Raw genomic sequence first — 25,947 nt, 5'->3', positions numbered from 1 at the left:
GTTCACGTTTAGGTCAGTACCATCTAATATGGTTTTTACTAGGATAGAGGGTCAACATCAAGGAAAGACAATGCGCAATAGCAATCAAAAAAATCAAGATCCTTTTGATGAACTTGCCGATGAGATGCTGTTGGAGGTTCTAAATGCCCGCGATAATGAGAATAATTACATTATTGACCCAAAGGATATGGCTTCGGTTGCCTTAAGTTGCAAGCGTTTTAACTCGATAAGCCAGAGCGCCAATTGCCTATTTTTCCCCGTTTCGTATAGAGATCTTCGCGAAAAAGCTTCAGATTATCGTGACTTTAAGGAAAAACAACTGAGTCAATTAAGACGCGAACAAAAAATGATTTACGAAAAGAGTGGCCCGATTTATTGGAATAAAACGATTAGAAAAGCGATTGCTTGTGGTTTAGGCTTACTTGCAGCATCCTTTTTGGCATACCAATTTGATATGGAATATAGTCAATTTTTTCTCACCACGATTGCTTTCGCCCTAATGACTCTGATTATCAATGAACTCCTTTCAGATCATTTCCAGTATTCTTTAGATCAATCCAAGACGAAAAAAATTCCTCTTCAATTTTTTGATGAAGAAATAGCAAGGAAAACAGTCTCTTTTGGCCTTTAATTTAGCAACAGATTGACATGAACCTTTTAACATTGTGATAACGTTTTAGGATGAACAAGGTTTAAAAAATCATTACATTTAATTTTTAGCAGTTGGGTATGATTGCCTGCATTAAAGACTAACCATTCTTTATGTGCCAAGCTGTCTGCAAGATAAACATCCATACCATAAAGCTCACCAAAAATCGGTAGGGCGCCGACTTCACAATCAGCAAATTTATCTTGAAACTCAAACTCCTTAGCAATTTCTACCTGTTTGGCATGGGTTTCGTTTTTTAATCGTTCTAAATCCAGACGGACATTTGCAGGAATGGCGATGAGGACAAATTTTCCATCTAATTTGACAATAACCGATTTAGCAAAAGACTCGCCTTTAATATGCGCACCTTGTGCACATTGCGAAGCGGTATATGCTCTAGGGTGATTGATAGTTTTATAGGCAATATCATGATCCTTCATATATTTTCTAAGAGATAAACTTAACATGAGGGGCTCCAGCAAAAAATAGCGCTGTTTAATTATAGTCCAATTTATCGATGTCAGCGAATCCTCTAGCTTAGCCATTTTTGACTAGCGGTTTAAAAAATAACAAAAAGGGATTGCCAACGCTAACAAACACATTATGCTTCAGTTCGCCTAAAAAAATGCATGTGGTATGAGCTTTGATACCCAAGGTTGGAGCATCTCTGAACGTATTTTCATCTGATTTTCACAACCGACCTGGAGAAATATTCAGGTTCTTTTGATTGGTGCAAGACTCTACCGTGGGCCACGAAGGGTTAGTAGTATACTGCGTGTGATGGGATTTGCATCGATACGTAATTTTTAAAAATATCATCGTGTCTCAAGCCGAGCTCTGTGGAATGGTTTGGTGCTTGCTAAAATCTTGCTTGGCTTGTTTGTAAGGTTGCTTCCCCAGCCCATGGCCTATTCTTGTAGCAGTAGATGAGACATTAGAGCGGCGTAAAGGTATAAAAATTAAAGCAAAAGGTTTATATCGAGATGCGCTCAGATCCAGTAAGTCTAATGTAGTCACCAGCTTTGGTTTAAAGTGGGAGTGTATGACGCTTATTGTTCCATTACCTTGGTGCAAACGGCCTTGGGTATTAGTTTTTTAACAGTACTTGCTACTTCCAAAAATTCGAATGAAAAAGCGGGACCTTAGGCAAAAGACCTCCTTGGACTGGACACGCTAAATGGTTAAGGTACTGAGTCGTAGGCTCAAACGTCCCTGAATGAAGATGGTGCTTATGCTCGTATGGATCTGGCTATTTCTTGCATTCAATGTCATGTAGCCCTAATCTCCAGACTACGACTTGATGGCAACTATTCGAATTCGTGGTACCAGAAAAGAAAAAATTAGGCAGGAAACCCATTAAGGGTAAGCGAACAGGTCTTAAAGACCTTCTGAACGACCCAAAGCGAAGTTAGTAGATAGGTACAGTAACCGGTATGCTGGAAAACAACGAGAGATTGAGTACCTCTCCTTTGTATGCTTGTGGTATCCCGCAGGCCTTGTTTCTATTATATTACGCGTTGTTTTTGTTAAAACACCCGATTGGAAAAACACTGCTGCCACTTTTTTCAGTACCGATTTTAATTTGGAGCCAATAAAAATCATCAATTACTTTGTCCTTCGCTGGAATATCGAAGTCCCTTACGAGGAAACTCGTGCCAACATTGCGGTAAAAACTCAGTGACAGTGGTCTGACAAAGCAATTGCTTGAGCCACTCCTTTATTAATGGGACTTTTTTTTATGACTCTGGTTTCCTTTAAAAGACATCATACAAAGAAACTGATTAGCATGGAATTGGCATCTTGGTATGATCAAAACGGGGAGCTTACTTTCTCGGAAATTTTAGCGATTGTTCGATGCTATATTTGGCTGAAAAAGCATTTTTTAAAGTCTGAAAATCAGCTTGATTTCGATAAATGCTCTGAAATACAATCAACTCCTTGGTTGATAAGCTCTCAATAGCCGCTTAAATGGCTAAACTCGAGAACTGCAGATGCTATCAAATTGCTAGCCTTAGCAGTTTTTCTAATTTAGGCCACTGTTTAAACCGCAACAATACTTACTAGTAATAAACTACCAATTCGCTTCAGGAGTACCTGTAAATGACCGTTTCGAAATTTGAAAAATATGCATTCCAAAACGATGGTGAATTTTATGCCTCGATGCTCTGGATAAAGCTTTTAGAAATACTCGATCCACCTCAAGCAGAATTATTTTTAAAAGATTACGGTGATTACATTCCTTTAAACGAAATGGTAAAATTTACTCAAGAAAAGTTTCTTCGCAAATCAGGACAACGCTGGGCTTTGGAAAATTATAACGAATTTGATCCTACCATTAAAAGCAAGCTTGAAAGACTGCTTAGAGAGAGTGATTTGTTGGACACAATACCTATGCCCCATAAGTCACATTCTGTTTTATTTCTCGGAACTTCCTCAGCAAATATTTTCAAACGCGCCTTTCATCTTTACAATGAAATTACCCTTGAAAACAAATTAGTGGAGCAAGTTATAGTATTAGGGAACACGGAGCCTTATGACAGTTATATTGATACAATAAAAGAAATTATTTCTTTATATCCAAACATGTTTCGAGATGGGTTTAGGGCTGAAGAGGTTCCATCGTCAATCACGATGCACGATACTATGATGATTGTTCTAGATAATCTCAACTGGCCAGAAGGTAAAAAACCCGCATTTCTCGAACTCGCGGTAAAACATCCTTGCAATACTAATGATGAAATTAACACAGTAACAGACTATCTCTCTAGTAAAGAAACTGGTATCACGCAGTTTGGACATTTCCGTAAATCCGGTGAAGAGAAAGTATATCAAGTTACCATTCTTTCCCACCAGCCTTTCAATGATAGACAAGGTATTACGGCGCTTGCTGGATTTATTAAAGCTAAACTAACTCAAAAATATTTAATCGAAGCAACAGGATGTGGACTAGATTCATGGCCACAACTAACATCTTTTCCCGCATCGAACATGAGTGCTGCACAAATTCTAGATAATCTTGCACGCACTCTCTATGAAATTAATCAGAATAAGGAGTTACTCCCTTGGACATCAATGAGTAAAAGTCATGTAAGCGAGTTTGGTTTGTAAAGAATTCCACCTGCTGGCAACCAAATCTAATTAATAACCTTCTAGGTTAAACCTCTTTTCCCAGCAGGTAAATCTAAATTTTATCTAGCATAATCTTTATCCTTATATAAAATATTTCCATTAAATCAGATTCTAGTTAATCGCATCATTATCAGCTCGTACCTTGCTTAAACCAATCTAATAGTGCCAATCCGTGTGATATTGAATAGAATTTGTCTACCTAGCAGAAATCAGTGTCTAGTATGAGCAAGTATATGGACTAGAAGCCTAGCTTCTGCCAAATCAGTTGCATCTATGTGATGAAACGCCACACACTTTATGAAAAATTTATGCCTCATATCGGGTATTTCAAAACTAAAGAATATTTTTTTGACTTCCAGGCTCAGCGAGAATGGTACAACCTTGGGGAGTATCAGGAGCTAATTGAAGTTTTTGAAGAACTGCTGGAATTATAGCTCGGCAGCTTTCCGCCGGCTACTTCAAAGTCATTAATAAGCTCTGCATGGAGACAGTTCTGGTTCTGCTGACCTTAAGATTTCAAGCGATAACTTAAGATCGTCGGTTCTCACCTCATCGAGGCGGCAAATCGCCGCTAAATCCATCTCGATTATCTTTGGCATTGGAGACATATTCTTGCAATATACATCCTCCAAGCGGCACCCAGTACGATGACAGTACCTAATGAGTACAGAAGTTACACCGAGATCAGATGAATTTGAAGCTAATAACGAAAAAAGATCTCTATTTGATGTTTTTCTAGCATCGAAACATGTTACTGCGCGAGGCAGCGTAGGTTCATCAAACTCAGGCGTCGGCTCAAACGAGCGGTCAGGCTTTCCAAATTCGCTAAAGACGTGAGCCGGAAGGTCGAGCTGCACTCGCCCAATCGCAACCCAGGCTTCTTTCAGGGCCGTATAATTGCGCGTGTTAATCCACCTATTAAATCCCGCACTAACATAAGTCATTGCGTTCATGAGTGGCCCAAAATCAAAATGTTTTGAACCCTTAACCTCGATGCCATATTGTTTATACGTTAACCCCTCTTCTTCTATCGCTTCACAACGTATTAGCATAGCCCTTTTTGTAGTCGCATCCATTTGTTGTTCCAACATCCGACGCATATGGGTGTCTTTTGCCCAGTAGGCGTACTCATAAGCCGTGCAGTAGAAGGTTCTGCCCGAGTAATCGGTAAAAGGAGCAGGGGTTAATAGTAATTTTTGAGTATTAGATGATTCTTCAAGCAATTCTTTTGCCTCTTCTTGCTTGCCTTGGGCTACTAGTGTTGCTAGTTCATGCGCTTCTTTGTTTAGTGCTAACTTAGACTGAGCAGGTCCAAAAAAGGTCTCCTTTGAGGAAAGAGAAGCTGTAACTAATTCTTTTGGTTTAAGATAACTCAAAATTTTTACAAGCATCTCAGTAGGCAACAAATTAACAAAATCGCTCTTCTCTTTCATGTGTTATCCTATTCGCCACTTAAATTGGCATTGAATTTATCAATAATGTTATCTATTGATAGCCATGGTTTGTAAAAAACCACAAAAATCAATATCGTCACTCTCGAGTTTAGCCACTTAAGCAGCTCAGAAATGCTACAATCTCGGGTGTCAAAGCTCATGCTCTATGCATAGTTTTTAGTCGAACTGAAGCATAAATTTGTTTGTTAGCGATGGCAATCCCTTTTTTGTTTTTTTTCAAACAGATGGTCAAAAATGGCCAAACTCAAGCGAATTGATAAGTGCTAGGGAGCGCTTTGATCGAATGCTTAGATAAGGTTTCTGCGATAATCAAAATAAGGGACTGCAAGATACAGGGGCACTCAGCTAAAATATTCAAGTAAAAAAGGGAAAAAAATGAAAAAAAGTCCCAAGATCAAATAAGACAGAAATTGGTCTTGAATGCGTTTTTGCTCTTCTTCTTTTGGGCGAAGCATATAAAAAGCAATAAATAGAAATGCAATCCCGATCGCTATGCAAAAAATTTGTACGTATAACAATACCGATGCAAAAATGGGTGAAGTGTTTTGCACCAGATTTTCTTTTACTGGATTTATCTCAATTGCAGCAGCATATAAATTCATTTTGTAGTCCTCGTCCTATCTGGTCCATATTTTAGTATAAGCAAAAAAAGGTACTCCATTAGGCATAACTGTTGATATACCGCCAAAATGCAATTAAAATATACAAATTAAATTAATTTTATACTTTGAACTTATGAAAATTTATTTGGTAGGTGGGGCAGTACGCGATAAATTGCTGGGCTCTCATCCTAAAGATAACGATTGGGTAGTTGTAGGTGCTTCTCGTGAGGATATGTTGAAACTAGGTTATAAGCCAATAGCGAGTCAAGAAGCTAAAGATATTCCTGTGTTTTTACATCCAGTGACGAAAGAAGAACATGCGCTGGCGAGATGCGAAAAGCGGGTAGGTCCTGGGCATACGGGTTTTGAGTTCGATGTCTCTTCTTCTATTACTATAATTGACGATTTGAAGCGGCGAGATTTGACTATCAATGCCATGGCGCAGCCACTCGAAGAAGGCGGTTTGGGCGAGTTGATTGACCCTTATCATGGAAAAGATGATCTGGAAAATCATATATTACGGCATGTATCCCCTGCGTTTATTGAAGATCCGCTTCGATTAGTACGCACAGCCCGCTTCGCAGCTTCCTTAGGTTTTCAAGTAGCCAAGGAAACGATGGCACTTATGGAACAGATGGTTGTTGAAGATAAAGTGAGTGAACTGAGTGCTGAACGAGTCTGGAGGGAATTAGAACGTGCACTTATGGGATCACACCCGGAACATTTTTTCGATGTTCTTAAACAATGTGGAGCAGATAGTATTTTATTCCCTTGTATAAAAATAACAGGAGCTGGCATTCAGGCTCTCCAACGCTCCGCCGATCACAAAGATTCTTTTAATGTACGTTTTGCTGCTTTGATGCATGACCTGCCTAAAGAGGAAATAATCAAGTTTTGCAAACAATTTAATGTACCAAACCAATACCGGGATTTGGCGTTATTAATCAATCAAAACTTAGCACAATTTCGTCGTGTCTCTGAATTAGATGCAGAGGGGGTATTGGATTTATTAATCAACATCGGTGCTTTTTATAGTAAAGAACGTTTAAATGAATGCTTGCATATTTTTGAGCTTTGCACCCAAGAAACATCCTATGCAGAGCAAGTACGTAATGCCTTTCAAGCAGCCAAATCGATTAATACTAAAGAGCTCTCCTCACAATATACTGGTCATGAAATAACGAATAGAATTAAGGCATCTCGTCTCGAGGCAATCCAAAAATGTATCCATAATTCGGAATTTATCTCCACAAATCACATGTCTTAAATATAAGCACAGTTTGTGTTGGGCCAGGCCCAACCTACTGAAATTCTTATCGGGCGGCTAAGGTTGGAGATGAGGGCAAGAAAGCGCAGCGCTTAATCCATTGATTATTGGATAAAGTCATGGATAGTCTCTAAGAATTGTATCCAAATAGGGGATAAGCTCTTCTTGAGCATTTTCCATTTTCTTAGCGCTGGTGAAAAACATGATGCGATGCGGCAGTGTCTGATGTAGGGTTTCAGTCTCTTGTTTGTTTGGCTTTATAACTTCTTCAATTTTGTTTAATTGAGTGGTACACGCAAGACAATTAATATGATATTTACTTAAACCGGCTTGTATTAATTTATCCCTTGCAGTTTGCACATAATGCGAGGCGATGATTAATTTTTCTTGGCGCTCCTCACTATTATTCGATGCCAAAGCCGCTAAATAATAGAGTAGACCAAAATCATAATCGCTAAACGCAAAACTAATAGTTCCCAATGGAGGATTGGACGCAGGCAAACTTTGATAAAAATCTTCTTTCAATTGCAAAGCAAGCTGGATTAACTTGAACGCTTGATCAAAATTTTGATAGCCATTTTGGATGAATAATTCAATCGCATATTCGCTAATTAAAGAAGCCACATCAAATTTATTATCTACTGTGAGTAATTCTCTTGCTGAGTTAAAGTCCAGTCTCGGAATAAACTGAGAAATTGTTTCCTCTAGTTGTTTTAACGCTTCTTTGGGCTGATTTTGGTACTGAAGTAATCTATGGTTAACCTGAGCTAATCTGACGTATGCAGAATGGGTTTTCTCTTGGATGGCTTCTACTTGAGATTTGAAGTGAACGATTTCCTCTTTGGCCTGAGCAAAATTATCGCCAGCAAGTTGCAGAAGAATACTGTAAAAATAATTACGTAATAAGTCAGGTTGAACTTCTGAGGCCGAAAGTTGGGCCTGTTTGGCGTAAATGCCATAGGCCCATTTTAGATTGGTTTCTGCTGCCAATAATTGGTTGTTTTTTATAAACAGCAGGGCTTGGCATTGGTACAGCAGTGCAATATTTGTATGTTCATTCTCAAAATGTTTTTTCTTTTTTTCCAGGGATGATTGGAAGAGTTTTGTAGCGAGTTCATGCTCCCCAAGAGCGGTTAACACATCTGCCTGATCATGCTCCAGGTAACCGAAGTCGATATGGTCTTCTGGCAAATGCTTTAAGCGCAATTCTCGAGCTTCAGAAAACAGGGCTAATGATTTGGAATAGGCCCCAATATTGTAGTATGCATTACCCGCAGCATGAAGTACAAAAGCCCGTGCCAAATCTGAATCTTTATGGTCTTTGGCCTGTTGGTATATTTGATTTGCTTCTTCAAAATGTATGATTCCGAGGACAGTGTTACCATTACGATAGGCACAGTCCGCCAAATGAGCATGAGTTAATGCACGTGATTCTGGGGGAGCATCCGTTGCTTGTTTCGTATCTAATGCAATTTGGAACAATTCAAGGGCTCTGGGATAATTGGACACTACATGGGTATTAAATACGCCTAGATTATGAGCTAACTTACCTAATAGGATGATTGAGGATTCTTCTTTTTCTGCTTGTAATAATTTAATGTATTCTTCCGCCTGATTTAGCTGTTCTATTAATTCATTCCAGTGTGCTTTTTTAGCATGCATTTCTGTATAATCGCTAGGATATTCTTGAATCAGTTTCTCAATAATTTCTTTTAACTCGGGTGACATGGTTGATTAATATCCCTATTCATTGAAGAAAAATCGCATCATATCAGTTGATTACATTAAGTAAATCAATTTGATTTGGTTAATGAATAAAATATTGAGATGGTAGGAATCACCTAAATGATAATCAAGGATTAATGAAGGATGTATTGGATGAGTGACACTATGGGGGCTCTAATCGCTCATAGTAATATGGCGCCCGCCATCAACAAACATAATGTCCCCAGTAATATAGTCAGCCTCAGCCAAATATAAAACAGCCCCGGCAACATCTTCCGGTTTTCCCCAGCGCTTCAATAAGGTACGTTCTGCTGATTTTATTTGTCGCTCTGCTGAATATTGTTCCGGTGGTAAAACTGGGCCGGGTGCGATAGCATTCACCCTAATGTTGGGTCCCAATTCTACTGCAAGATATTGGGTCAAGCTTGCTAGTGCGGCTTTTGACATACCATGAAACATCATATTTTTACGAGGGTAAAAAGCAAATAAATCAATAATGTTGATAATTGCTCCACGCTCTTGCTTTAACATGATTTTTGCTGCCTCGTTGGCACAATAGAGACTTCCATAAACACCCACCTCAAAAGAATCGTGCAACAGTTGAAAATCCTCGCAAGGAAAAGGGTGATTTACATAAAGCGAAGCACTATTCACCAATAAATCCATTCGACCAAAGGATTCATGTATCGCCGCAAACATATCACGAGTTTCTGCAAGAGATCGAATATTCGCTTTGATCACAAGCCCCTTTTGACCAAATTGCTCTACAATTTTTTGTACCTCTATAGCTTGCTCATCAGATGCATGATGATTAATGACGATGTCATAACCGTTTTGCGCTAATTTTTCAACAATACTTCGTCCAACGCGCTTAGCCCCGCCAGTAACAAGTGCCACTTTATTATCTGATTGCATTGCAGTATCCCTACATGATTAGGGTCAGTTTACAGTTCCACTTTTTTTTCTAGTGAATTGTTAATAAACCCCAGTTGTCTCATTTAAAAGTTTTTTATCCATATGGAAACAATAACTCAAACAAACAACGCTTTTCGCGTTTTCGTACATCTAGACCTAATTGTAGTTCGAATTGCTTTATATGTTTTAACGCTTCATATTTTGATTCCTTGACGCTTTCAATTTCCAATGCATATAACTCCCTATCTTGAGTAATTGCTTGGTATAAAACTACTTCTGCTTCAGGGAAAAGAAAGACTTGAAGATGTTTCATCAATTTATATTCTTTATAGCTATTGAACACGGTTAAAAATTTTTCTACTGTTTGTAACTGATCACCCTGTTCTTGAGCTAGAGAAATTTCAACTTCGAGCCGTGTTTTTGAATCTTTTCCGGGGGTAAATGATTTCAGGGTCAAGCTTTGTTTCTCTTCATCAACTTTATGTCGAATGATAAAATTATTTAAGCCATCTATAAGAAAATAACGCTCAGCAACATCAACTTTATAATCGCGGAGAGGGTAAAGTCGCAAGATAGCTGACTCTACTTTTTTGAAGCTTTGCATAGTATCAAAGCAAAATTTATGTTCCACTTCAACAAACTTAGGCATAATTACCTCACCACATTATCCAAAGTTTTTTTTTGAAAATACTTGTAATAGGCAATGAGCCAAGAAACAGTACCGCAAGTGATTAAGCTGAGGATGCAACCAAAGGCCAGGATAAGGTCATTTACAATCCAACCATGAAATAAGGTGAACAATTGAATCACATTAAACCCCAAAAAGGTGAATAACGACAGGCCCTCTGAGTTTTTTACTTTTAATAAGGCAAAAATTTGTGGAATATATAATGCCGCATTTGCAATTAAGCAAATTGAAAAACCAATATTAATAATTAGCTCTGCATATTGCATTTTTTATCTCATGTTTTTTATCTTTAATTATAGACCTTGAAAAAAGTTTGACCAAATTCTGGATTGAATGGGATGTTTTTATTCCTCATTTTATTCTTGAGTAGTTTGCTCCTTATTTCATGAACTAAACTTAGAATTAGCATCAATTAAGGAGTTGTTACAATGCAAGCAGAAAAATATTCGATTAATACCGATGAAGAACAACAAAAAACCGATGAGAAAGGGGCAGGAGACCTTATCAAAAATTTACTTAGGCTGATTGGAGAAGATCCGGAACGGGAAGGTTTAATTGACACTCCGAGAAGGGTCGTCGATAGCTGGAAAGAATTATATGAGGGCTATTCTATTGATCCTGAAAAAGTTTTAAGCACCTGTTTTTCAAATAAAAACCAATACAACCGACTTGTATTACTTCGTGATATTGAAATGTTTTCGATGTGCGAACATCATATGCTGCCATTTTACGGTCGAGTGCATATAGGTTATATCCCTGATAATAAGGTAGTAGGATTATCAAAATTAGCCAGGATAGTGGAATGCTTTTCCCGCCGACTCCAGATCCAAGAGCAATTGACTGTACAAATTGCAGAGGCGATACATACTCATCTAAAACCCAAAGGGGTTGGGGTAATGATTGAGTGCCAACATTTGTGTATGGTTGCTCGTGGTGTAAACAAAAAAAATCCGTATATGGTAACCTCTCATTTTATGGGTATTCTAGAAACTGAATCAGAACTTAGAAAAGAGTTTAATGAGCAGATAACAAGAAAGTTATAGATTATCAATGCGTTTATTTTTTATCAAAACGGAACACTAGAAGCTCTATATAGGAAAGCTAATGGGAAAAAAAACAAGCAAAATAATTTTGATTACTGGAGGGAGGATTGGTCTTGGCAAAGCCTTAGCAGAAAGCTTAATAAAGAAAAATGCTACAGTTATTGTTACCTCAAGGCAGGCACAATTTCAAGAAAATATGAGATTGACTCCAGGAGAAATTCATTTACAACAATTGGATGTCACACAGGAAAGCTCGGTGCAACGCTTATTTTCTTGGCTTAAATCCTTGAATTATCCCTTAGATGTACTGGTTAATAATGCAGGTATTGGTATTTTCAATTCTATTGAAAATACGACAACTGCTGAATGGGATTTAATAATTAGAACCAATTTAACAGGTGCCTTTCTATGCTCTAAAGAAGCCTACCGTCTCATGAAAGAGCATGATGGTGGGCGAATTATTAACATTGGTTCTGTAGCCAATAAAGTCGGATTAAATAATAACTTAGCTTATGGCGCCTCTAAGTGGGGGCTAAAAGGTTTATCAACCAATTTAGTTGAAGAAGGAAAAGATTGTCATATACGGGTTACTCATGTCACTTTAGGTGCAACTTATACAGAAATCTGGAACGATCGACCAGGTTTTTCAAAAAGTGATATGTTAGATCCTGAGCTAGTCGCTCGATGTCTATCCCAGCTGGTGCTCTTACCTTTAGAAATTGCCGTCAACGAAATTGAAATATTGCCGGAAAAAGGAGTTTTATAATGAAATCTAATAAACGGCGTATTGCTTTAGTGACTGGCGCTGGCTCTGGCATTGGAGCCGCTATTGCACAAAAAATCATTGAAACAACGGATCATTTAATTTTATTGGATCTTAATCTCGAACCAATAGATTCACTTGCTCAAGCACTGCAGCTGAAACATAATAAAATGATTCAAGCTTATCAGTGCGATGTAGGCAATGGTTTCCTCGTAGAACATGTTCTAAATCAGCTAAAAGAAGCAGGAAATCTTCCCAATATTCTTGTAAATAATGCGGGTTATGGTGGTCCTTTTCATACGGTTGATCAAGTGACTGATGCTGAGTGGGATAGGGTGATTAATACAAACCTGAGAAGTATTTTTCTTTTTGCTCGTCACTTATTGCCCGAAATGAAAAAACAATCATATGGAAGAATAGTTAATATTGCTTCCATACAAGGTTTTTTGGGTGCTGCCTTATCCTCTACCTATGTTGCAAGCAAGCACGGTGTTATTGGTTATACCAAAGCAATTGCAGCTGAATGGGGTGAGCATGGTATTACTTGTAATGCAATTTGTCCTGGTTATGTCAATACACGGATGGGGGTACAAGATAACGAGATTAATAACCACATGGAGAAAGTAATTCATTTAACTCCGGCAAGACGTATTGCTACCCCTCAGGAAATAGCTGAACTTGCGAATTATTTGATTGGGGATGAAGCGGCTTTTATTAATGGATCCAGCATTACTATCGATGGTGGTCTGAGTTGTCACGTAGGCGTTTCATGAGTAGGTATTGTATAAATTACGAGCATAATGTGTTGGTGCTGACGCAACATTTCAAATGTATAAATAAGAAAATTAAATTTGTTTAGCCCCTTTTATTTTTCGAAAAAGTATGTCATCTATCATGACGCACATCCAAAAGAAAATCGATGCAGAATGAAAAATGTGTAAGTTGTTCGCCATCTTAAATAGGTTGTCCAACTTGTTGTTTAATAAGAAGATAAAAGGAGAAGGATAGATATATGAATCCTAAAGCATATCGTGTTCAAGAAATACGCGCAACAGAGGTAAATATCAAAATAAAACAACAAGAATTTGAAGTAAAAGGCGTTTGCAAAAACTCTTTATTTACGAGTTCAAGTCTTCACAAGCATAAAAGGAAACAACCCTCATGAATGAGAACAATTATCAAAGACAACCACGCTCAAACGAAGAGCTAATTCAATTCAGAAAAGAACACTTTTTACCTACCGCTGGATTTTACCATAAAGATCCAATACAGCTTGTCAAAGCACAGGGAACTTATGTATGGGATTCTGAAGGAAAACGTTACCTTGATGCCATAGGTGGAATTGTTTGCATCTCAGCAGGACATAATCATCCTAAGATAAAAAAAGCACTTATCGAGGCAATTGAAGATGATGTCATTCAACACACTAGTCTTCTGTATTTAAATCAGGCCCCCGTCGAAACTGCAGAACGTTTGCTTGAGGAAGCACCTAATGGTATGGACAGGGTATCCTTTACTAATTCTGGCTCAGAAGCAAATGAACTTGCCATAATGGCAGCACGTCACGCAACTGGAGAAACGATGGTAGTGAATGTGCGTCACTCTTATCATGGCGGTACTTCTGCTGCTCTTGCCTCATGTGGCCATTCCATCTGGAGATTCAAGGGGCAGCCAGTTACTGGAGTGACATCTGCAGTTGAACCTTATTGCTACCGCTGTCCATTTAAACAAAAGCCTGACAGTTGCGATCTGGCCTGTGCAAAAAATGTTGAAACAACCATTCAAAATTCGACGCATGGAAAAATAGCAGCTTTCATACTGGAGCCCGTGATGGGGGTGGGAGGCTTTATTACTCCTCCAGATGAGTATTTTACCGAGGTCGCCCGTATTGTTCATAACTATGGTGGCAAATACATCAGTGATGAAGTACAAACTGGAGCAGGACGTGGGGGTGGCGATCTGTTATTGACCAAAACTTTGGATATTGATGCCGATATGGTAACCATGGCTAAAGGATTAGGTAACGGCGCGGCAGTTGGGGCCGTACTTATGAAAACTGAGGTTGCGGAAACTATGACTGGCAAAACGTATTTTAATACCTTTGCAGGTGACCCATTGCAAATGATCCAAACTAAGCTCACACTGGAAATCATTCAAGAAGAGCAGCTTGTCGAAAATGCGCGCATTATGGGTAATGTCCTCAAGGATGGTTTTCAACAATTACAAAAGAAACATCCTCTTATTGGAGATGTTCGAGGGCGCGGCTTGCTTTTAGGGATTGAACTGGTCAAAGATCCTATAACAAAAGCTCCAGCATCTGAAGAGGCATTTCAGCTAATGGACCTATGTAAGGATAAAGGGTTATTAGTTGGAAAAGGTGGGCAATTTGGCAATGTCTTCCGAATAGCACCGCCGTTGACCATTAATCGGGAGCAGGTGAATTTTATACTTGAAACACTTGATCAGTCTTTATCCGAGTTAGCGCGATTGTATACTCTATAAATACCTATGTTGGGTCTAAAGATCCAACTAGCTTATGCAAATTCTAGTTTCGATGATGGTAACGTTGAAACCCGGGGCTGGATAAAAAATTATGTTTTAATTCAATAAAAGAGAGGGTTTGCTTATTTTTTATCCATCACCCCAGCTGATAAAAATCAGATTTCATAGGGGCATTTGGTTCAGTTAAGCCGTCAATTCGATTATGCCTCCATAAAACCCATAGCGCTGGGTGATTTTCATTCTATTTTTCTTATAAAAACAACAAGAGATCAAGTTGATCGTTATTTGATCTATAATAATTTTAATCGCTTTTTAAAATTTTTGACCATTATGAGATACAACTTTTTTAATAATGAAGCGTTTGGGATTTCTAAAGAAGATAGAGTGAAAAGATTTTTTAATAACTTCCCAGAGAATGAATTTTGGCGGTTCTTCGTGGAGAGAATTCGGTACGATTTTCGACAGCAATTATATCAAAAATTGTTTGCCAAAATGAATGGTATCCCTGAGGAGAAAGCTAAGGAGACTGATGTTTCCATAATTGCAGATGGTCTAAAAGATGTCACTATAGGCGATGTATACCAACTTGCAGAACAATTAGGCGATCACGAGGCTTTGACGGGTCTAAACAATTTACTTCATGTTGCAGATAGAAAAGTTGAACGTATTGTCCCCCTTTTTAACAAACATCGAGGATGGTTAGGATTTGAAGATAATGAACCAGGCTATTTATTAAATGTGACCAACGGACTGTGTTTTGCTATCGATCATATGCTATCTGGCAAACCGTTTACACTGGATTTTCTTAAAGAATTACATAAAACCTGTACTAAAGATGTAGCAAAAATGTTGGATCAAACCCCGGGTGAATTTAGAAATAGAGGTGCCTCATGGCAAATGGAGCTTGAAACTGATTCTCTAGAGGGATTAATTGAAACGATTGATTACTTAAAATCTGTAGAGGCAAAAATGGGTACCGCTGGCGTTGATATTACAATACAAACCAAGGATGGTGTCGCATTCATTTCAAGCTTTTGTACAGAGGATACTCATTCTTTAGCCGATAAAATATGGTCAAATTTGAAGGCGGGTGCAGTGATCTATTATACCGCCCGAGAGGAAAATAAGACCGACAGTAATTCATTTTTAGACGCTGTTTGCTCTGATCATATTCAACAACTTGAAGAAGCCTTAGAGAATGCGAGCACAAAGCAAGAAAAGTTGACTGCTGTATTTACGTATTTAAAACACGATGTATTGCATCATCCTTTTCAAGATGGGGTAGGCCGTACCTATTCAATGGTTTTATTGCAATATTTATTAATGCGTGACAATTTTTTACCGGTTTTGTTGCTTAATTCAAATGTAATACCAGGTTATTCCGTAAAAGAACTTGTAGATGAGTATTCACGAGCAGAGAAAGAAATGGAGCGAATTTTAGATTTTCCCCAATATATTTCCAGTGAGGAAATGGCAACACCTAACGTGGATACTGAAATGCTTTTATCAACTGCAAGTGCTGTGGAGAAAGATATTTTTATAAAAGCTTTAACTCAATTTAAGGAAATAAAAAGGCGCTATTTGGATTGGAATAATTCACAAGCAAATGAGCCTCCCACAATTCAGAATACCAAAGTTTAAATAGAGATAAAGCGATTTTCACGCATTTATCCTATGGCGATGATCTTCCAATCCCTTGATTCCACAGAAATAGCAAATGCTTCTGACTGGAACTATGCAGCATTGCTAGGGGGGTTGTTAAGTACTTAACTTATGCGTGCTTCGACTGTTTAGGCCCCTTCTTGTTGATTTTTTTTGCGAATGGTTTTTTATTGAATTGACTGGCTGTTGAAGTGGTCTTCGTTTTAGCTGGGAAATTTTTTTTAGTTTTAGACGAGGGATTGGTTTGAGGGACATTGTGTTTGGGCTCAAAATCTTCAATTTCAATACGGTTTAATTTGTGCTGAATCAGTTTTTCTATCGCGTGTAATTGATTGACTTCATCAGCGCTGACTAGAGAAATCGCAAGTCCTGAGGCACCAGCGCGGCCTGTTCGTCCAATACGGTGGACGTAATCTTCAGCAACCTGGGGTAAATCAAAATTAACTACACAAGGTAATTGATCAATATCAATACCGCGAGCAGCAATGTCTGTGGCCACTAAAATATGTAATTCACCTGATTTAAATTCTGCTAAAGTCTTAGTCCGTTGGGATTGAGATTTATTGCCATGGATCGCTGCCGCATGAATTTGTGCGTCGGCTAATTGTTTGACTAATTTATTTGCCCCGTGCTTGGTTTTTGAAAACACTAAGGTCTGACCCCATTTATTTTTATGAATTAAATGGCTCAATAAAGCTGCCTTTTGACTTTTATCAACTGGATGTACTGTTTGTTTGATTTTCACGACAGTTGTGTTTCGAGGAGTAACATCAATTTCAACAGGGTGATTCAGAATGGTTTTTACCAGATTTCGAATTTCATCAGAAAACGTGGCTGAGAACATGAGGTTTTGCCGGTTTTTAGGCAGCCAATTGATGATTCGTTTCATGTCGTGAATAAAGCCCATGTCCAGCATTCTATCGGCTTCATCAAGAACTAAAGTATCAATTTGATCAAACTGGATGGCGCGTTGCTGATGTAAATCTAATAAACGACCTGGCGTGGCGACTAACAGTTCAACGCCCGAACGTAACTTCATCATTTGGGGGTTGATTTTTACCCCACCAAAGACTACCGTAGAACGAAGTGATAGATAGCGTCCATATTGCAGTATACTCTCATGTACTTGACTGGCTAATTCACGTGTTGGAGTTAGAATGAGGATTCGAGTTCTATTACTTTTGGCCCGTGGTTGTGAGCTCAGTTTTTGCAAAAGAGGTAATACGAAACTTGCCGTTTTACCTGTGCCTGTTTGTGCCGAAGCAAGGACGTCCTTACCTGCTAATATTTGTGGAATCGCTTGAGTTTGAATAGGAGAGGGTTCTTTGTAGCCTAACTCATCTATGGATTGAAGTAAGGGGTCGATTAAACCAAGTGACTTAAAACTCATGTAGTTTCCTTTATTGATGGATTACTGCGAACAGGAGAAGAGGGCATTGATTATAATGCTCAACATGCTTATTTAATTGGCAATTATATCACGAATATCAAAAAAATAGGTTAAAACAGTCGCTTTTAATGCGCATTGCCTACAGATAACACGCCTCGTTGCAATTAATCAGGCTAATTCAATGGAAAAATTAGTGTCGATTCGCGGAGTTGCACCGGCTAAGCTGGACTGTAAGCCCAGCCTCCCTGTATTAATGTTTGTACACTGAAAAATAAGCGCCATTCGCTGTATGATGTTCTGTAATATCCTCCAGATGATGGTCGCTGGTTTGCTCAGCAATTTTCATCATTGCTTCATTTTGTAGGACAGCCATTCTCTTATGTGTTGCTTTTTCAAAAGTTTTTACCTTTTCTGGCTCTAGCTGACTAAAAAAAAGCCCTTGTCGCTGTCCCTGTGCTAAGATTTTTGCTGCCTTTCTGATTTCTACAAAATCCTTAGCGCCTTCGTTAATTATCTTAGGTGAGGACGGCGAGCTGGGAGTTCCTCCTAAACGCTCTGCTATGGCTAGAGAATTAATCGGATCACTCATTATACTTTCAAAATTTAATTGATTTAATTTATTCCCATTGGCTAAACATATTGCTGCGCTAGCAATAGTTTTGATGTATTTCAACCGGGCTATTACCTTATGAAGATTAGGTAGGTCTAAGAGTTTCGCCGCTTGCATTATGTCGAATAATTTAATCAACGAGTCGTCCGTTAACTCTGCTTTACACACTGCGGCAACAATTGAATTAGAACCTCGTTTTGCTTTTCCTTTATGGGGGGCAGTCTTACCATGGGGGTTGTGCAAGAGTGATTTTTTATGTAAGTACTCGATGGCCCTTGCTGCTTTATCCGCACTTTGAGGATATTTCATGATTCCATCATAAGCTGCGCGTGCCGTATAATCTATACGGTGAAATTGAACCAAAGCCTGTGCTAATTCAACAGCATACTCAGGATGAGCGCCGATAGCTTCGCGTGTTTGTTCATTGAAACACTTTTCTTTTCTAAGTTCTGCTATCGCTGCAGCGACTCGATTAGGATATTTAGTGGCGAAAGCCAAATCCATATCCTCTTTTAAGTGTTCCCCTAGAAGACCCACGGCGTGGACTAGAGCAATACTCTCGTTAGAGCGGGTAAATAGTGTTTCTAATATTATCGGAAGTAACTCGGGTTCGATGTTCATGTTCATCAACAAACTTGTAGCACGCTCTAAATCAACCCCGTTTGTAGTGCCACTAAAAATATATTTTAAATAATGATCGAGTTCCCAACCTGCGCTTTTAAAGTTCTTAATAATCGCTTCTGCTCGAGAACATTTATCGAGTAGGTCATCCACGGCAAATAACCTATTTAAGCTTTCTTGCGTAGTGGGTAGAAGTGCAAAAATTTTATAAAAATAATAGGGGTTTTGTAATTTCATGATCGCAATAACATTATCGCGATTGAATAATTGCGAGTCAGTCCTACTCAATAGGTCTAATACCTTTTTTATAGGAAGTAGTTGTTTTACTTCACTTAATAAGGGAACAACATCATCCATGTTGATTCTATAACGATTGAGGAGATTGATTAATTCAAAATACAGAGCAGCATTCTCAGAGAGTGCACATTGTTCACAATATTTGAACGTCTCTACTAATCGATCCTTATCTGTTATTTTTTCTGCAGCTTGAAGCAGGATGGTCAAAGTAGAAGGAGAAAGTTTACTGCCAATAGAGATTAATAGAGGCGTTAACTGTTTGGCATGAGTGTGATTTTTTTCAAGGAATGCTAGATGTTCACCTGTTAATTGCTTGTGTTTATTTAAACTTTCTAATGTGTCATAGCCGCCTAAGTACTGAACAAGCTCTCTAAAAATCTGACTGCTTTCTGAATCTCCATTCCTATCATTTTTACCTAACAGAATGACCGCTAACTCTTGAAGCAATGGTGGTGATAAAGTATGTACTCCCTGTAGTTTGCTATTGTAAAATTCACGTAACGCTTTAATATGTGGCTCATCTTTCAGTACTCTAAAAAGCCCTTTGTTTTGATCATAGAGATCCAGTTTACTTTTTATAATTTCTGCTTTCATTGTCAAATCCTTATGTTTTTACTCCTGCTTCATCTAAAATAATACTACTGCAGCGACAAACAAAAAAATAGAAAAAAAGAGAAGCAAATGGGGCGGGGCATGGTTCTGCTGCAGTAGAAAGAGGTCTCCTCTTTTATGCCAAGCTTATTACTAAAATGCCAATGAAAATAAACAGTCCACCAATGATGACTGAGAGATTCACATGAACTTGGTTAAATAAAAACCAGGTGAAAATAATAGTAAAGATGGGGTAAGTTAATTCGACAATACCCGCAATGGTCGCATTTTTAAGACTAATGGAGGTCGCGATAAAATAACTCGCGACGAGTACGATTGCTATCTCGGCTACAGTTAATAATAATAAACCAGAGTCTGTTGTTAAAAGCGCAACATCTCTTTTCATCGTAGTAAAAAAAGAAATGCAGGTAAACAATACAGCACCTATTGTCATTTCCAGAGCCAATAGCGTAATGGGGGAAATACTGTTTAATATTTTTTCAGCTAGAGCGTAATTAAAACCCCATAAAATGGCAGCAAAAATAGCAAATGTGAACCACATGACATACTCCGAGGAATAGTTTTTTCCTTTTGTATTTTTAAAGAGGTCGTGCTTTTGAAAGCAATTTGGAACTCTAAAAAGAATGAACATTATACCATCAAATAGACTAAAATTCAATCTTGGTATCGGGTGACGCGACAAAATCAGACTTTATAAGTTGCCTCGATAGGAGCACATCTGGAGAGAGCATCAGTGCTTCATTCCATAAAACAGGGTTATTCTCTTTTTGCAGAAATTCAAGAAATTATTGATAAACGCCTTTAAATTTAGAACATCCTGATGGGGTTGAGTGGTATCAAAATCGACATTAAGTAGCATGTAAAGCACAAAAATGTAATTCAGCCTTCATTCTTAAAGCGGTGAAAGCAGGTTTTGAGTCAGCGATTGTCGAGTTTAATGGAGTACTGACCAGCAGGACTAACTAACGCCTTTACTGCAATGCTCTAACGCAACGTGCAGCAAAGGTATAAAGTCTAATATAAAATACACCGAGGCATTGAGGGCTGTTTCTGATTCGAGGACTCTGCCTTTTCCTCGCTCTTTTCATCAGCAGCATAAAATCCATGTTGGCTTCGCCCCGGATTGCTTAGTCCTGTTTGTGAGTTGATGGCTATTGACCCTGCGGGCAGAACGGGCTGAGTTTCCTCTGCTTTCTCCGCTTCTTTTTCCCCTTCCTGTGCTTCAAATTCTGTAGCCTCTAAAGATTGACTCACTGTAAATGGGGTTTCATCAAGGTCAAGCTCCCGACATACCGACTGGACTCGTTCCGTTATCTCAGTCGGCACACGTTCCTTCTGATATAAGCCGGGGTTCCTGGCATAGTACTCAGCAACAATATCCACTAAGGCCTTTGGATTTTCAGGATGGATAGACAACTTTGCATACTCATCACGGAGGGAAGTAGATCTTAGCAACAAACCTTTAACATGCTTCGCAAAATTAAAGTACACGAGCCCCTCACCTTCAATGGTGTTGTATAGAGTCGGCTCTCCACCATCATAGTGGTTTAAATTTAAGGTCATCCCCTTGGGAATAAGATGCTTATGCTCGGAAAAAAAACCTTTTGTGAACTCCAGAGTGTGATGATGACTATCAAATACATCAAAAATAATTTCTTCACCGGGATGCTGGGCTGCGGCATCAACAGCGGCTTTTTGCAGTTGCGCGAAAAGTAGGGCTGTTTTGTCATAATCAAAGGGGGAGGTTGGGTGGTCTTCGCAGTCAGGATTGAACATATAATTCCCGTTTTTTACTTCTGCCAAAGCTTTATTGAATGCAGTTCCATAAGGTAAATCATTATATAGATCAGCTAAGAGAAAGGGATCAAAGACTATACCCAAATCGTGACACACAGTCTCAATTGCGGAAAAAGCTGAGCCTTTGAATCGAAGGTGAGAACCGGCACTGGCCACATCGACATCATAAGATTGCCTATTGGAATATATAAAGGCATAGACAGAGGCGAACGATTTGTTTTGCTCCCTCAAGGTGTCGAGAAAGGCTTTATTATGCACTAAAACGGCATTACCCAAATGCTTTGTATAATTTTCATGATCCGCTTGTACATAATTTAAATTAAATAGCCCGTTGTCAATAGCTAGCGAAATATAGCGTATTGTCATATGAATTTCCTTTTGAAAGTAAAGTGGTGATTTAGGGTGCTCATTCTAACTAACAACAATTAAGGAATTATTAAATTTATGAGCTATTTGTGTATTGTGTAATCGATCTAGGGTGAAATGGAAGAAACTTAAGGTGTCTACTGCTTTGGATTAGCGCTTTTAAAGGAGCTGAGTTTAATAGAAGTTAGCATCCCTGGGGTTATACCAAAAAGGCCAATAGGGGAGGCCTTTTTGGGTTCCTTACTGGTTCACAACCGTTAATCTGTATGGGATGGGAGAAGATTCGCATTTATTCCATTATTGAAATTAACTCAAAGTTCCAAGTTTTTAATGGATTTATTTTTTCTCTATAAAGCCATGCAAGAGTAGCCTGTAAATGTTAAGCCAACAAGAAATAATCTAAATATAACTCTTCTATATATACATACCACTGAATAGTTCGATAGCATAAAGATGAGTTTGAGTTATAGTAGTCAGCATATCAATGATTATCTTTTGTTGAGTTGCTAAATTGGGAAGAAATTGACCCGCCTTTAAAAGGGTATCTTCTAAATTAGCCATACCCCTATATATCTTTTGTAGGTGCAAATAAGATTCATGCAAATCATTAATTTCTTTTTCAGTATATTTATTCGATTGAGCTAGCCAATCTTTAAAGTCCAAGAAAATTTTATCTTTTCCAGCCTTACCAGGGATTCTGAAGTAATCACATTCTAGCAATTTGAGTAAAATTCCTAGGTCTTCCTCATTGGAAATGATCTTCATTAAGGCACCAATTTGCTTCACACACAGGCTTTCAATGATGTTTTTTTGCTCACTGTTGGCCATATCACGGTTTAAGTCATATGTAATTTTGGACTTCTCTTCGAAACGTACAACATCTTCCAAATCCGCTCTATCCGAATTTCCTATCAATCCTTTGTTAAGTAAAAAATCCATAATATTTCGAATTTCTTCACGTTTATAAGATCTAATTATAGATAGACCGTCAGCCCTATTTCTATGAAATTCAAATTGATTGTCGTTTAATAAATCCAATAGCTCCATCATATTTTGTAACCCATCTGAATTGAATTCAATTTGGATGCTTGCCAACCCTGAAAAAATGTTTTTTTGATATGATGATGAATGGATATATATGGTCTTTATAGGAGAATTAGCTTTTACTTCGTGCCTCATTTATTGCCTCTAATTGTGTAAGTAAGCGGTTCAATGCTGAAATTGTTTATATATTATCTTTTATTTTCAAGCAATAAATAAATATGACTATAATGAGTCAGGACTGTGCCATGTGTAAGCAGAGTTTTCAGTTTACTTTAAGGCCATTAGATTACATATAAATTTGAGTTAGATTGTTAATTAATGTGGCAACTCTTCTCATGCGACTTACTTGCAATGAGCGGCTTTTGTTGAAAGTTTGTGCGCTCTATGTTTCATGCTTACTTTCTTTGAGCATTTATAAAAAACCTTTTGCATTCTGAGTTTCAGTAATTAATTGGTTTGAAATTAAGATAGACTATGATTTTTCAAACATCTCAGCAGGCAATAAGTGAGTTACACCGCTTATTCTTACTAACAAAGGCTACACGACTTTCTCCGTTCATGTTTAAATCAAAAGAGAAGCAAGAGAATATCGAGTACGTGAGTTGCCCTTTAGGTGATTGAAGGACAGGGCTTATTATTTCCTCCCAATTTGAGCCTAATTAGGCATATATTGATGGTTACTGTTTTATTTTATTATAGATTCGCTTTGCACCCTGATCGCACCATTTTGCCCGCGAGCATTGCTAGTAACTCATTGATTGTACTGGCGTCCCGGAGAGGATTTGAACCTCCGACCTGCCCCTTAGGAGGGGGCTGCGCTATCCAGCTGTGCCACCGGGACTTTGACTGAGTCGTAAGTCTACCGTTATCCTTGTAAAATAACAACTTCCGGAGCAATCAATGTGTCTTGTTCATTTTGCCGCACCTCAAAATGACTTAATTATGAGCATCTTGGCTGTTTCTTATGGTATACTTTGATGACTCTTAATTTTGAGCATAAATAGTGGACCCTTTAGATTTAAAATATCCAGTTTATTCGGCATGGAATTTTTTATGGCAAGTCATTAAACCTTATCGATGGTGGTATGTTTTAATGTTTCAGGCGCCGGTGCTCACTGCGATTTATATTTTTGCTAATAATTACTCCTTTAAACTTTTAGTGGATGCCTTTTCTAACGAAACAATCACTTCATATGGACAACTGGTGTTTCCTATTGTGTTATTTATCACGGCACAAATCGTGTTGGATGTTGTGTGGCGCATTAGTGATTTCGCTGAGTGGAAGGCTGAGCCATATGCCAGACAAAGATTATTATCCTCTGCCTATAATTACGTGCAGCATCATTCTTATAACTATTTTCAAAATACACCTAGTGGTACTGTAATTAGTAAACTGAAAGGGCTATTGGATGGATATGATAGCGTTTTTGCTAATCTCCATCATATTGTAGGGAAACATTTTTGTGTGGTCATTGTTTCAGTTTTTGTTCTGCTGGTTGTCAATTTCAATGTGTTTTGTTTCATGCTGGCCTGGTGTGTGTTGGTTATGGTCATCATGCTTCCTATGGCACTCAAACTGAATCGACTTTCTAATGAGGTGGCTGAAAGTAAGCACCAAATCATTGGTTCTTTTTCAGATAATATTACCAACATCTTCTCTCTGTTTTATTTTGCCAAACGACGAGCCGAGCATCGACGGGTGAATGAACTGATGTCGGATGATTTTGTTCCGCGACAAATAGCACTGTATCAATACGATTTTAAATTTAATATGGTTGGCTCAGTCCTCTATTGGTTCATGCTGATTGCTGTTTTTATATTTATGATCTATCTACGGACACATGATGAGATTTCCACTGGAGATTTCCTGTTTGTGATGCTCACAGCCATTACCATTTCCTTTGATTTATGGGCTCTGATGAGCAGTCTTTGTACTTTTTTAAAAGAAATAGGGGATTTCAAATCGTCGTTTAGCATTTTATCGACTCCGCATGACGAGGTTGATGAACCCGGAGCACAAGCCTATCCGATTCACCAGGGTAAAATTGAGTTTCGGCAGCTTTCTTTTGCCTACAACGAAGGAAGCTCGGTATTTCAAAATCTAAATCTATTGATCAGGCCTGGGGAGAAGATTGGGTTGGTTGGCCATTCTGGAGCGGGGAAGTCAACACTGATATCCTTGCTATTAAAAAATTTTAAGCCTACCTCAGGGCAAATTTTAATCGATGATATGCCGATTTCAGAGATTACTTCAGATTCTTTGCGTCAACAAATAGCGCTTATTCCACAAGATATTATGCTTTTTCATCGAACACTAGGAGAGAATATTGGCTATGCGAAAGAAAATGCTACGCTTGAAGAGATTAAGCATGCAGCTGCAATGGCTAAGATAGATAATTTTATTGAATCATTGCCGGAACAATATGATACCTTGGTTGGTGAGCGTGGTGTGAAGCTTTCTGGAGGACAGCGCCAGCGTATTGCAATTGCACGTGCATTTTTAAAAAATGCATCGCTTGTTGTTCTGGATGAAGCGACTTCAAGTCTCGATACGCTCTCAGAACAAGAAGTGCAACAATCAATTAACGCCATGCTCGAACAAAATAATGCTACAGTTATCGCCATTGCACATCGGTTGTCGACCATTCGACATATGGATCGAATAGTCGTGATGGAGGGTGGGGCAATTATTGAAGAAGGGACTTTTAATGAACTTGTAAATAATGAGCAAAGCTATTTCAAAAAGCTTTGGGACAGTCAAGTCAATGGGATGGTTTTGTAACATAAAAATGACTTATTAAAAGCGTAACC

General features: G+C 38.4%; 22 protein-coding genes and 1 tRNA gene. 10 read left to right on the top strand and 13 right to left on the bottom strand.

Annotated features, from left to right (window positions below; all coding sequences use genetic code 11):
• Positions 1-70: 70 nt before the first annotated feature.
• Positions 71-631, top strand: coding sequence for a hypothetical protein (locus OQJ13_RS01910; protein WP_265708801.1), 561 nt, complete (start codon positions 71-73; stop codon positions 629-631).
• Positions 632-657: 26 nt separating this feature from the next.
• Here OQJ13_RS01910 and OQJ13_RS01905 read toward each other — a convergent pair whose 3' ends face one another.
• Entirely contained in the window at positions 658-1,116 is a 459-nt protein-coding gene (locus tag OQJ13_RS01905; RefSeq protein WP_265708799.1) for an aminoacyl-tRNA deacylase, read from the bottom strand.
• A 1,633-nt stretch (positions 1,117-2,749) separates the two neighbouring features.
• Between OQJ13_RS01905 and OQJ13_RS01900 the strand changes: the two genes are divergently transcribed.
• Entirely contained in the window at positions 2,750-3,757 is a 1,008-nt protein-coding gene (locus OQJ13_RS01900) for a hypothetical protein (protein ID WP_265708797.1), read from the top strand.
• Positions 3,758-4,245: 488 nt separating this feature from the next.
• Here the strand turns inward: OQJ13_RS01900 and OQJ13_RS01895 are convergent, their stop codons facing one another.
• Positions 4,246-5,211: an F-box-like domain-containing protein gene (locus OQJ13_RS01895; protein ID WP_265708795.1), complete on the bottom strand. Its 966-nt coding sequence runs from the start codon at positions 5,209-5,211 to the stop codon at positions 4,246-4,248.
• A 362-nt stretch (positions 5,212-5,573) separates the two neighbouring features.
• Entirely contained in the window at positions 5,574-5,834 is a 261-nt protein-coding gene (locus OQJ13_RS01890) for a non-structural protein NS4A (protein ID WP_265708794.1), read from the bottom strand.
• A 133-nt stretch (positions 5,835-5,967) separates the two neighbouring features.
• Here OQJ13_RS01890 and OQJ13_RS01885 point away from each other — a divergent pair, with 133 nt between their 5' ends.
• Positions 5,968-7,101 carry a CCA tRNA nucleotidyltransferase gene (locus OQJ13_RS01885; RefSeq protein WP_265708792.1) on the top strand — a complete coding sequence of 378 codons (1,134 nt, stop codon included), beginning with the start codon at positions 5,968-5,970 and terminating at the stop codon, positions 7,099-7,101.
• 117 nt (positions 7,102-7,218) lie between these two features.
• Here OQJ13_RS01885 and OQJ13_RS01880 read toward each other — a convergent pair whose 3' ends face one another.
• The 4 genes from OQJ13_RS01880 to OQJ13_RS01865 all read right to left on the bottom strand — a co-directional run bounded on the left by OQJ13_RS01880 (position 7,219) and on the right by OQJ13_RS01865 (position 10,695).
• The gene (locus tag OQJ13_RS01880) at positions 7,219-8,829 is read right to left on the bottom strand and encodes a tetratricopeptide repeat protein (protein WP_265708790.1); all 1,611 of its coding nucleotides are present in this window, start codon (positions 8,827-8,829) and stop codon (positions 7,219-7,221) included.
• Between the two features lie 171 nt (positions 8,830-9,000).
• Positions 9,001-9,741 (bottom strand): SDR family NAD(P)-dependent oxidoreductase, encoded by a 741-nt coding sequence (locus OQJ13_RS01875; protein ID WP_265708788.1) that lies wholly within the window; start codon positions 9,739-9,741, stop codon positions 9,001-9,003.
• A 94-nt stretch (positions 9,742-9,835) separates the two neighbouring features.
• Entirely contained in the window at positions 9,836-10,390 is a 555-nt protein-coding gene (locus tag OQJ13_RS01870) for a hypothetical protein (RefSeq protein ID WP_265708786.1), read from the bottom strand.
• 2 nt (positions 10,391-10,392) lie between these two features.
• Positions 10,393-10,695: a hypothetical protein gene (locus OQJ13_RS01865; protein WP_265708784.1), complete on the bottom strand. Its 303-nt coding sequence runs from the start codon at positions 10,693-10,695 to the stop codon at positions 10,393-10,395.
• Positions 10,696-10,857: 162 nt separating this feature from the next.
• On the opposite strand from OQJ13_RS01865, the gene folE reads away from it, so the two are divergent.
• The 6 genes from folE to OQJ13_RS01835 all read left to right on the top strand — a co-directional run bounded on the left by folE (position 10,858) and on the right by OQJ13_RS01835 (position 16,378).
• A complete protein-coding gene (folE, locus tag OQJ13_RS01860) occupies positions 10,858-11,472 on the top strand; it encodes a GTP cyclohydrolase I FolE (RefSeq protein ID WP_265708783.1) in 615 nt (204 codons plus the stop codon).
• A 61-nt stretch (positions 11,473-11,533) separates the two neighbouring features.
• Entirely contained in the window at positions 11,534-12,238 is a 705-nt protein-coding gene (locus OQJ13_RS01855) for an SDR family oxidoreductase (protein WP_265708781.1), read from the top strand.
• Positions 12,238-13,008, top strand: a complete 771-nt coding sequence (locus OQJ13_RS01850) for an SDR family NAD(P)-dependent oxidoreductase (RefSeq protein WP_265708780.1) — start codon at positions 12,238-12,240, stop codon at positions 13,006-13,008. The genes OQJ13_RS01855 and OQJ13_RS01850 overlap by 1 nt, the downstream gene beginning before the upstream one ends.
• Positions 13,009-13,247: 239 nt before the next feature.
• Positions 13,248-13,400 carry a hypothetical protein gene (locus OQJ13_RS01845; protein WP_265708778.1) on the top strand — a complete coding sequence of 51 codons (153 nt, stop codon included), beginning with the start codon at positions 13,248-13,250 and terminating at the stop codon, positions 13,398-13,400.
• The gene (locus OQJ13_RS01840) at positions 13,397-14,737 is read left to right on the top strand and encodes an aspartate aminotransferase family protein (RefSeq protein ID WP_265708776.1); all 1,341 of its coding nucleotides are present in this window, start codon (positions 13,397-13,399) and stop codon (positions 14,735-14,737) included. Before OQJ13_RS01845 ends, OQJ13_RS01840 begins: the two co-directional genes overlap by 4 nt.
• 384 nt (positions 14,738-15,121) lie before the next feature.
• Positions 15,122-16,378 (top strand): hypothetical protein, encoded by a 1,257-nt coding sequence (locus tag OQJ13_RS01835; protein WP_265708774.1) that lies wholly within the window; start codon positions 15,122-15,124, stop codon positions 16,376-16,378.
• Positions 16,379-16,508: 130 nt separating this feature from the next.
• Here the strand turns inward: OQJ13_RS01835 and OQJ13_RS01830 are convergent, their stop codons facing one another.
• The 6 genes from OQJ13_RS01830 to OQJ13_RS01805 all read right to left on the bottom strand — a co-directional run bounded on the left by OQJ13_RS01830 (position 16,509) and on the right by OQJ13_RS01805 (position 23,977).
• Positions 16,509-17,789, bottom strand: coding sequence for a DEAD/DEAH box helicase (locus OQJ13_RS01830; protein ID WP_265708772.1), 1,281 nt, complete (start codon positions 17,787-17,789; stop codon positions 16,509-16,511).
• A gap of 250 nt (positions 17,790-18,039) precedes the next feature.
• Positions 18,040-19,911 (bottom strand): hypothetical protein, encoded by a 1,872-nt coding sequence (locus OQJ13_RS01825; protein ID WP_265708771.1) that lies wholly within the window; start codon positions 19,909-19,911, stop codon positions 18,040-18,042.
• 133 nt (positions 19,912-20,044) lie between these two features.
• On the bottom strand, positions 20,045-20,470 hold the full coding sequence (locus tag OQJ13_RS01820) for a DMT family transporter (protein WP_265708770.1): 426 nt from the start codon (positions 20,468-20,470) through the stop codon (positions 20,045-20,047).
• A 473-nt stretch (positions 20,471-20,943) separates the two neighbouring features.
• The gene (locus tag OQJ13_RS01815; RefSeq protein WP_265708769.1) at positions 20,944-22,092 is read right to left on the bottom strand and encodes a hypothetical protein; all 1,149 of its coding nucleotides are present in this window, start codon (positions 22,090-22,092) and stop codon (positions 20,944-20,946) included.
• 414 nt (positions 22,093-22,506) lie between these two features.
• Positions 22,507-23,271, bottom strand: a complete 765-nt coding sequence (locus OQJ13_RS01810) for a hypothetical protein (protein WP_265708768.1) — start codon at positions 23,269-23,271, stop codon at positions 22,507-22,509.
• Between the two features lie 629 nt (positions 23,272-23,900).
• A tRNA-Arg gene (locus OQJ13_RS01805) sits at positions 23,901-23,977 on the bottom strand.
• A gap of 162 nt (positions 23,978-24,139) precedes the next feature.
• On the opposite strand from OQJ13_RS01805, the gene OQJ13_RS01800 reads away from it, so the two are divergent.
• Positions 24,140-25,918, top strand: coding sequence for an ABC transporter ATP-binding protein (locus tag OQJ13_RS01800; RefSeq protein WP_265708767.1), 1,779 nt, complete (start codon positions 24,140-24,142; stop codon positions 25,916-25,918).
• Positions 25,919-25,947 lie beyond the last annotated feature (29 nt).

Source organism: Legionella sp. PATHC035 (assembly GCF_026191115.1).
Taxonomy (GTDB): domain Bacteria; phylum Pseudomonadota; class Gammaproteobacteria; order Legionellales; family Legionellaceae; genus Legionella.
Note: the sequence above shows the minus strand (reverse complement) of the source record. Positions and strands in the feature narration are given on the sequence as shown.